General features: G+C 65.6%; 3 protein-coding genes. All 3 read right to left on the bottom strand.

Features of this window, described 5'->3' with window-relative positions; genetic code table 11:
- The coding region (locus IE187_RS19730) for an ArdC-like ssDNA-binding domain-containing protein (protein ID WP_189677713.1) at nt 1-380 on the bottom strand (380 nt) is incomplete at its 3' end.
- A 137-nt stretch (nt 381-517) separates the two neighbouring features.
- The gene (locus tag IE187_RS19725; RefSeq protein WP_189677712.1) at nt 518-2,593 is read right to left on the bottom strand and encodes a ParB/RepB/Spo0J family partition protein; all 2,076 of its coding nucleotides are present in this window, start codon (nt 2,591-2,593) and stop codon (nt 518-520) included.
- Between the two features lie 125 nt (nt 2,594-2,718).
- Entirely contained in the window at nt 2,719-6,939 is a 4,221-nt protein-coding gene (locus IE187_RS19720) for a strawberry notch-like NTP hydrolase domain-containing protein (RefSeq protein ID WP_189677711.1), read from the bottom strand.
- Between the last annotated feature and the right edge of the window lie 362 nt (nt 6,940-7,301).

Genomic DNA, 7,301 nt, shown 5'->3' with positions numbered 1-7,301 from the left:
CAATTGAACACGGCGTAGGAGCGCAGCACGCGCCGCATCTCGTCGGTCGTGTCGCCGGTGACGACGGATTCGACGGTTTTGCTGTAGGATTTATAGAAGATCGCGATCTGCGACCGCTCGCCCTCGCGGACCTGGCCGCCGTGAGCCTGCGCCTGTTTGTACGTCATCCAGGTGCGCGAGTTGTAGCCGGCCCCCTCTGCACACAGCCACAGCCAGAAGCAGTTGATGCCCTTGTAGGGGTCGCCGGTCGCGCGCAGCGGACGGCCGCCAAGGCCGGGGCGCCATGGCTTGACCCAGGGACGCACGCCGGCCTCGAGCTTGTCGATGATGGTGTTGGTGATGGTGTCGGCAGGCGACGGTTTCTCGGTGGTCCTTGCCACGGTAGTTCTCCTGATTTTGTTGAGGCGAACCCGGTCAAGCATCCTTCCCTCGCGGGGATGGTGGCGGGTCACAAAAAGAGGGGCGACACTCCGCGAAGAGTGCCGCCCCCAGTCGCCTCGAAATGTGCGAGCCGGCGTCAGGCCGCTTTGCTCAAATCCTCGGACCTGTGATCATAGTCCCCCTCGGGCGCGATCGCGTCGTCACCGTCCACGCCGGGATCTTCATCCTCGGCGGGATCGGTGTCTTCGACGTCTTCGGTGAAGGTGGAGCGCAGCGGCGTCCTGGCCGGCTTCTCGATGCCGTCGAAGCGCATCGCCTCGGGCAACCAAGCCGTCGCCTTCTCACGGATATCGGCTTCGACGATGCCCTGGCCGTTGCACAGCGAGGCACAGGTGCTGGCAAGGTCGCCCTTCTTGGCGTCCTTATAGCGGCCGCGCAGGATCGGGCCGCCGATCTCCTCGAGCGCGTCGAGCATGACGGTCTTCTTGACCCGGCCGAAGAAGTTCTCGGCCGTCGGGCGCCACCAATTCTCGACCTGGATGTCGAGAAGGCGACCGAGATGGTCGTGGAAGCCGTTGCTCCGATAACCCTCGGCGACGTTGAGGGTCGGCTCGAGGGTACGTGCTATCGAAAACGCCACCCACGCGCCCCGGGCCTCGTCATCGAGCGCCCGGAAGGCGTCGAACCGATCGGTCATGGCCTTGTGACCCGCCCAGCTCGTGTCGAGGCACTGGCGCTGATCGTCGATGGTCTGCGACGCCATCGAGCCTTCGTCGCGGAAGCCGAAGATCGGGAAGCCCGCAGCACCCGACTTCAACGTCGAGTGGGTCGGGATATGGTTCTGCTCGAAGACGACATTCTGCGCCATCAGGAAGATGGTCAGGTCTAGCGCCATCGCCGGGTCGCTGGCGATGTGGGCGACGAGGATCTGCCGGCGCTGGGTCGCCAGCTCGTCGATCAGCGTGGCGCTGAGCTTCGGGCCGCTGTCGGTGTCGTCGCCATTATCGGTATTACACGCATTGCCGGAATTGCCGGCAACAGGTGCGTTCGGATCGACAACCGGCTTTTCACTGAACAGGCGGGTGTGAACGCGGGGTTCGCCATCACCCCCGATATAGACGAACGTCCCGATCTGCGCTTTCAGCGCTGGATCGATCTCGTGACGGGCGTCTTCGATCGTTTCCAGTTCGCGCTCGATCGCTTCGATGCGCGCGTTCGCCGCCTCAGCCTCGGTGCTGCCGTCCGGCAGTTCCTGCTCGAGCTGGTCGATCAGCGCGTCGTTCTCGGCCGACAGAACCTCGACACGCGCGGTCTCGTCCTCGGTGAGGGCGCGGGCCGGAGCGTGATACTCGTGAAGCTGGCGCTCCAGGTCGTAGGGGACGTGCGTCGCCGCGATCGGCGTGACGAACGCGAGGCCCTGGTCTCGCGCCAGTTCGGCCGCTGCGGCTTCGAGCTTCGAGGCGGCGAGCGTCTCGATCAGGTCGACGTCGATCCAGTTCTCATCGCCCTCCGTGGCGAACAGGTCGCCCTCGATGCGACCGCCCGCTGCGACATAGGCTTCGCGACCGACGAAGCGGGCCTTGGCGTCGTTCGCCTTGACCGTGCCGTTGAGGATGGCGCGACGGATATTGTCGGGATTGTCGCCATAGTAGGACGTGCTCATCTGGGCGAACACGCGGGCCTGGCGGTCGACATCGGTGGTGACGGCGTAAGCCTGCGCAACGCCGAGCGTGATTTCGCCGGCTGCGAGCGCCTCGAAGACGCACGGCGCCAGCTCGGCGAGGCGCACGCGCTGCTCGACGAAGCGGGTGGTGACGCCCTGGCGCTTGGCGACGTCCTCGGCCGTCATCCCCATCTGGATGAGGAGGTTGAAGCCGGTGCATTCATCGGCCGGGTTCATAGGCACGCGCTGGAAGTTCTCCGTGAGGCTCGCCTCGATCGGATTGTCGTCGTCGCTGATAACGAGGACCGGGACGGTGTGGTCAGCGGGGAGGGTGCCCTGCTCGATCAGACGTTGGAGCGCGCGCAGGCGGCGACCGCCCGCCTTAACGGTGAACGTGCCCGCCTTCTTGAGCGGGGTGACGATCAGGTTCTGCAACAGCCCCTGGGCTGCGATGTTCGCGGCGAGGGTGTCGATCCCTGCGTCACGGTTGGATTTGCGCACATTGTCCTTCGACAGCGTCAGGTTCTTGACCTTCACGGACTGGATCATCGGTCGTCTCCATTTGAAAATGGCGCGCCGCGTCCCGCGGTCACGCGAGCCTGGTCCTCCAAGCTCACAAAGCCGAAGGCTCCCTCCCCTCCCTTTGAAGACCCGGGAAGAGAGCCTCGATCGTGTCAGGCGGTGATGCGGTCGATCACGGTCGCGGCAGTCGCGACGGGAACGAACATCCGCGTCTTGTGCTGGATGATCTCGGTGAAGCATCCGGCTGCCTTCAGCTCGGCCAACCGCATGTGCGGCCAGTCAAGCAGTTCGAGGCGCTGTTGGCCGGCGACCAGGCTGCGCTTCAGTCGGTACGCACCGAGCGCGGTGATCTCGCCGCTGCCCATGACGTGCTTGGCGGTCTCGGCACCCGACACGGTGATGGTGGCGGCGATGCCGAAGGCGTCCGCGAGCTTGGTCACGAGCGGGGCGGGGACGATGCGGCCGAGGAAGGACTGGCCGTCATCGGTGTTGAGACGCCAGACCTGGACGTGATCGTCGGGCAGGCGATCCCAGACCGGCAGAAGCAGGCCGGTGACGAGGTAGAGCGTATTGGTGCGGGTCTTGCCCGACATCTTCTCGACCTCGGCCTGCCAGAGCGCGCAAAACTCCGCCTCGCTCGCATCTTCCCACATAGTTTCGAGAAGAAGATCCTGCCGCATCCGTTCGGTGCGCGTCGGGCGGACCAGCTCGTAGCGGCGCACGATCTCGCCATCGTCGTCGGTGAGCGAATAGGTGCTGCACCGGATCGCGGCCTTGCCCGACTTGCGGTTGACGATCGGGCGGGCGTCGTCGCCGAGGATCCGCAAAGCGCGATCAAGCGCGAGCGGCTTGTAGCGCTCCTCGGTCTCCAATCGTAGGATCTCGGTCTCGGCGCCGCTGGTCTGGTCGCGCCGAATGACGGTGCGATCGAGGATCGTGATGCGCTCGGCGTTGATGCTCTCGACGCCAAGATCGAGCGTGCCCGCCTCCTTGGCCGCCTCGATCCGGGCCTCGATCAGCCCGAGATATTCGTCGAAGATCGCGTTCTGCATGGCGATGCGCAGCGCGAGGATGCGATTGAGCCAGCGCTGGATCGGGGGCATCTCCTCCTTGAGCCCGCCACCTTCGCCCTCCAGCTCGAGGCCGGTCAGTTTCTGGAACTCGTCCAGTGTGGTGGAGCGCAGCTTGCCGTTGGCGAGCAGGCGGAACCATTGTTCAAGCGACTCCTTTGCATAGTCGCTTTCGAGGTTGTCGCGCGGGTCGAACAGGCCCTGACCGCCGGTCTGGCGCTGGCCGCGGGTGAGCGCGCCCAGGCTGTCGAGCCGGCGCGCGATCGTCGAGATGAAGCGACGTTCGCCGCGGCAGTCGGTCGAGACCGGCCGGAACAGCGGCGCGGTCGCCTGATGCGTCCGGTGAGTGCGGCCGAGCCCCTGGATGGCGGCGTCAGCACGCCAGCCCGGCTCGAGAAGGTAATGATTGCGGCGCGACTGGTTTTCGCAGGTCAGGCTCGCATGATAGCTTCGGCCGGTGCCGCCAGCGTCGGAGAAGATCAGGATCTTCTTCTGCCCCCGCATGAAAGCGTTGGTCTCGGCGAGATTGGTGCGGGGCGAGCGGCTTTCGACGCGCTGGCGGCCGTGGGCGTCCATGATGACGCGCCGGCTGCGCCCCGTCACCTCGGCAACCGCGTCGGTGCCGAAATGGCCGATGATATGGTCGAGCGCGGATCCGACGATCGGAAGCGCGCAGAGCTGCTCGAGGAGATTGTCGCGCATCTCGAGCGCTTCCTGGCTGAAGACGGGGCGGCCGTCCTCGTCGGACATCGGTTCGGAGCGGGTCTTGCCGGTCTCGTCGACAAAGGTTTTCATCTGTCGGACCGGGAAGGCGGCCGTGAGGTACGACATGAGAAACTCGCGCGGGGAAAGCTCGATGTCGAGGTTCGCCCGCTCTTCGACGGTCAGCGCGGCAAGTGCCCGGTTGAGCATCGCCTCGGACGTCGAGACGAGCTGGATCACGACGCTCTCGCCGCGGGCGAGATCGGCGCGGATCGCGGGAACGAGCGAGGGCAGCTTCATGCCGATCAGGAGTTGGCAGAAGAAGCGCTGCTTGGTGGATTCGAAGATCGACAGTGCGGCCGCCTTGGCGCCGCTGTTATAGGTGTCATTCGAGAAGCTGTCCGTCACACGGGTCGCGTCCAGGGCGGCGCGCAGGTTGCTGTGGATGATCGCCCACGCATCGGCATAGGCGTCGTACACCTCGATCTGGTCGACCGTCAGCTTGTGTTCGAGGATGTCGTACTCGACGCCGGCGAAGCTCAACGCCCGCGAGACATAGAGGCCCTGCATTTTGAGGTCGCGCGCGATCATCTCCAGCGCGGCGATCCCGCCCCGGCGCAGGGAGTCGACGAAGGTCCGGCGATCGGCGAACGCCGTGCCCGGACCCCACAGGCCGAGCCGCGTGGCATAGGCCAGATTGTTGACGTCCGATGCCCCGGTCGCGGACACGTAGAGGACGCGAGCACGCGGCAGGAGGTTCTGGAGACGGACGCCGGCAATGCCCTGGTCAGACCCGTCCTTTGTGCCGAAGCGGCCTTCGCCGCCTGCGACACCGGCCATCTCGTGCGCCTCGTCGAACACGATCATGCCGTCATGATCGTCGCCGACCCATTCGAGGATCTGCTGGAGCCGCGTGCCCTTATCACCGCGATTGGAGCGCAGCGTCGCATAGGTCAGGAACAGCACGCCTTCGGCTGCGCCGATTAGTGTTCCGAGCTTCCACTGGTTGAGATGCTGGATGTCGAGCGCGAGACCACCAACAGCGGTCCAGTCGCGACGCGCATCTTCGAGCAGCGTTTCTGTCTTTGAGACCCAGATGTGCTTGCGGCGTCCGCGCAACCACTGGTCGAGGATGATGGCGGCGACCTGGCGGCCCTTGCCGGCGCCAGTGCCGTCACCGAGGAAGAAGCCGGCCCGGTACGGACGGCCATCCTCGGACGGTGCGATCGAGAGACCTTCCTCGACGGGTTTGAACAGGCCGGGAATGTCGCGCTCAAAGGCGTCGCCGGCATAGATCAGCGTCTCGAGCTGCGCGTCGGAGAGCGTCTTCGCGTCGACGACGACTTGGGGCAGGGTCGGGACATAGACTGGCCGCGGCGCCGTGATCGAGCCCATGGCGATCGACTCTACCAGAGCGGTCGGGTGCGCCGAGGCGCAGGGGATGGCGATACGGCTCGGCCGATAGGGCAGATAGACGCCGACCGCTTCGCCGGTCGGAAGCGGCTCGGCGAACACGGTGTAGTCGATCGGCGTCGCGATCTGCGACCGCGCGGCTTTTGCAGGTGGTGCGCTCAGGCGCGGTTTGCTGGCAAGCCCTCCAAGAAGCGTGCTGCGCCCGATAGACCGGGTGAGCAGCGAGGACGTGCGCGGTACGGGCGCGGTTGCGGGCGAAGCGGAACGGGCGGCGATCGCCGCAAGCGCGTCCGCAAGCGTCGCGCAGTGGATCAGCTCGGCAGGCGTGCCGGTGCCTTTCTCCAGCACCATGATCTTCACGGTCTGGCTGGTGCCGTGCTTGGCATAGGCGGTTGTCGGCAGCTCGAGGTGCAGCGTCAGCGTGCAGCCCTCGGTCGCCTTGGCCCAAGCGCGGCTCGACGTGTCGACGCGGGTCGGCAGAATGGCGGCGCAGCGGCCTCCGGCGCCGAGCCGCAGGAGCGCAGCGCGAAGGTGCCGGAAAGCAGCAAGCGGATCAGCATGGCGGCCGACACTGCGCGAGAAGGGTGGGTTGATGAGGACGGCCGTCGGCCGAATCCCCGGCGCCAGCAGGTCGTGGATGAGCTCGGCGTCGTGGCGCGTGACCGACACGCCCGGGAGAGCGGCCGCGAGCATTTCGGCGCGGGCGGGATCGATCTCGTTGAGGACGAGGCGTGCGCCAGCGCGCTGTGCGAAGACGGCGAGGAGGCCGGTGCCAGCAGAAGGTTCGAGCACGAGGTCCAAGGGCGCGATCCTTGCGGCTAGCGCGGCGAGGTACGCGATCGGCGCCGGCGTCGAGAATTGCTGAAGTTCGATCTGCTCTTCGCTGCGGACCGTGTGGGTCGGCAGATTAGCGACGAGTTCGGTGAGCGTGGCGAGACAAATACCGGGATCGCCGGGAAGGTCGGCCTTTGCAAGGTACATGACCTCGGCCAGTTCGAGCATGTCGTACGCTTCGCGCAAGCACCAGCGACCATCAGCGGACGAACCGCCATGCGCTTGCTCCATGACCCAGAGAAGCGTGTCGCGCTGGAGGGATCCATTCCTTGCGATCGTGTCGGCAACTGCCTTGGCGGCGGTGATCGACGGTTCGGTGAAATCGAGTTCGAGAGCTGCGGCTAAGGTACGCATCGATGGCTTCCTTCTTGTCGCCCGGTGCTCATCACCGGATCAACAGGCCGAAGGCTCCCTCTCCTCTATGCCTGCCGGGAGGTACTTGAATGCGCTCGCATCTGGCTGGGCCGAGAAACGCTAGGCGCTCGCCCTTGTCGCGATTGTGCCCACGCACCATGTCCGAGACCCTCGGGTCGAACGGCAGGTTTCGAGGAGTTTGAGCGGCAGCGCACCGCCCTACGTCTTCCTGCGGACGTGGTACACGGAGCGAGGACGGCGCAACCTCGAACTGTCGGGTACAACGTCACGCGTTGGCCTGTAATACCGCGCGCTAAGGTAATACCAATGCCGAAGCGTTATTGTTCTCTTTGTTTAGATTG

This window comes from Sphingomonas glacialis (assembly GCF_014653575.1).
Classification (GTDB): Bacteria; Pseudomonadota; Alphaproteobacteria; order Sphingomonadales; family Sphingomonadaceae; genus Sphingomonas; species Sphingomonas glacialis.
This window is presented reverse-complemented; position numbering and strand designations above follow the sequence as displayed.

Bases quoted from the DNA above. Each gene is read 5' to 3' on its own strand.
- IE187_RS19720 (WP_189677711.1), bottom strand. From the start codon at position 6,939: ATGCGTACCTTAGCCGCAGCTCTCGAACTCGATTTCACCGAACCGTCG.
- IE187_RS19725 (WP_189677712.1), bottom strand. From the start codon at position 2,593: ATGATCCAGTCCGTGAAGGTCAAGAACCTGACGCTGTCGAAGGACAAT.